This is a genomic window from Actinomadura logoneensis (assembly GCF_003428695.1).
Classification (GTDB): domain Bacteria; phylum Actinomycetota; class Actinomycetes; order Streptosporangiales; family Streptosporangiaceae; genus Spirillospora; species Spirillospora logoneensis.
This window is the reverse complement of sequence record NZ_QURH01000126.1, coordinates 1-1,864: the sequence shown is the minus strand read 5'-3', so window position 1 is coordinate 1,864 and position 1,864 is coordinate 1. Positions and strand designations below refer to the sequence as shown.

Sequence of the window (1,864 nt, the reverse complement as noted above, 5' to 3'; positions counted from 1 at the left end):
CGCCGCGACCGCCGTGCTCGACGGGTGCGGCGGGGTGGCGGCCGTCGCCGTGCTCGCCGCGGCCGCGTCCGTGGTGGGCCCGCCGCCGGGCCTCGGCGGCCGTTACTGACCTCCCGAGCGGGGTGGACGGACGGCCGCGCGCGGGCGTGGTCAGCGGCCCACGGTGATCACCAGGGGGTCCGGCGCGGCGGTCGTGGTGACGCGGGTCGGGACGAAGCGCCGCCGCACCTGGTGCTGGAACGGCTCGGCGGGCGCCAGCACCCGGAACTCGCGGTGGATCCCGGACACGCCCATCACCAGGTGCACGTCCCACTGGCCGCGCGGCAGCGGGTCGTCGATGAACGAGCGGGTCAGCGGGACGGCCGCGGTGTAGGTGAACAGGCCGTCCACGGTGCCCACCCGGACGAACGCGTCGTAGACCCGGCCGCTGCGCGACTCGCGCAGCGACAGCCACGCCGTGACCGGGGCGGCGGCGTCCGGCAGCGCGAGGTGGCCGCTGATCATCAGTTCCTCGTCCCGGTCGTTCCAGGACAGCGTGTCGGCCTCGCAGTCGCCGGCGGTGCGCGGCTCGCCGCCGACGTCCAGCGCGAGCTCGCCGTAGCGGTCGAAGTAGACCGTGACCGGGGTGGAGCCGGGCAGGAACCGGCGCTGCGGGATGCCGTCCACCGGGGCCGCCGCGCCCGGCCGCAGGGCCGTGACGCGCGAGCCGTCCGGAGACTCCAGGGAGAGGTGGAGGTCCCAGACGCCGTGCGGGAGCGCGCCGCCGGACAGCGCGGTCGCCGGGTCGACGTCCGCCTCGAACGCGGTGCCGTGGTCGTCGTGGGCGGGGACGGCGGTGACGGGCAGCACCCGCTCGCCGTCCCGCTCGCGCACCAGCACGACCAGGTCGGGCGCGGGCACCCGGACGCCCGGCACCCGTCCGCGCAGCCGCAGCACGCCGCCCGCCCAGGCCACCTCGGTCAGGTACGGCTCGTCCACGGTTCCCCCCGGCGTTCGGTCGGCTGCTGGAAGATCGTCGGTCCCGGTCGGCGGCTCGGTCAGGTACGGCTCGTCCACGGTTCCCCCCGGCGTTCGGTCGGCTGCTGGAAGATCGTCGGTCCCGGTCGGCGGCGGGACGGCGGGGAGGGCGGCGTGCGGGCCGGCCCCGGCTTGGAAGGGCAGGCCGGAGACGGCTTCGAGGCCGGCTTCGGGGCCGTGGCCGAGGCCGCCGCCGGGGTCGCCGGTCATGGGACGACCGTCACCGGCCAGCGCCCGGCGCGGACGAGCCGCACCGCCACCGACCCGACCAGCCGGTGCCCGGCCTGCGCCGACGCGCCGACCACCACGGCGTCCGCGCGGGTCTCGTCGGCGATCTTGGACAGCACCGCGGCCGGGTCGCCGGGCTCGGTGCGGAACTCGTGCGACACCGGCTCCCGCTCGGCCGCCTTCCGCAGCTCGGCGCGCATCTCCTCGGCGACCTCCTCGGCCGCCTCGCGCAGCACCGCCGCGCCGCCGGGCGTCAGGGTGGACATCGCGGCCACCGGCATCGCGTACACCAGGACGAGCCGCGCGCCCGACCGGCGGGCCAGGCCCCAGGCGTACGCGGCGGCGTGCAGCGACGGCGCGGAGCCGTCCACGCCGCACACCACGACCTTCGGCCCGTCGGTGGCCAGTTCGAACACGACTTCAGGTTAGCGGGGCAGCAGCCGTGCCATAAGTCCGGGCAGGGGCAGCTGTCCGCCGCCGAGAGCGGCGTACATCTCTTCCAGTCCGGCGAACCCGAGGTCGCGGGCGACGGCGAGGGCGTCCCCGCCGGCCTCCGCGGCGAGCAGGTCCACGCGGCGCGCCGCCAGGGCCTCGGCGAGCCGGCGGCGCCCGGCGTCGG

The 1,864-nt window shown here is 77.6% G+C and carries 3 protein-coding genes; all 3 read right to left on the bottom strand.

Translation table 11 applies throughout. The features are described 5' to 3' along the window. Nucleotides 1–150: 150 nt before the first annotated feature. On the bottom strand, nucleotides 151–1,227 hold the full coding sequence (locus DZF91_RS06830; RefSeq protein WP_117356638.1) for a hypothetical protein: 1,077 nt from the start codon (nucleotides 1,225–1,227) through the stop codon (nucleotides 151–153). Beyond that, nucleotides 1,224–1,661, bottom strand: a complete 438-nt coding sequence (locus DZF91_RS06825; protein WP_117356637.1) for a universal stress protein — start codon at nucleotides 1,659–1,661, stop codon at nucleotides 1,224–1,226. The genes DZF91_RS06830 and DZF91_RS06825 overlap by 4 nt, the downstream gene beginning before the upstream one ends. A 9-nt stretch (nucleotides 1,662–1,670) precedes the next feature. Continuing rightward, nucleotides 1,671–1,864, bottom strand: a 194-nt coding sequence (locus tag DZF91_RS06820) for a hypothetical protein (RefSeq protein WP_199486456.1), incomplete at its 5' end; no start/stop codon positions are given.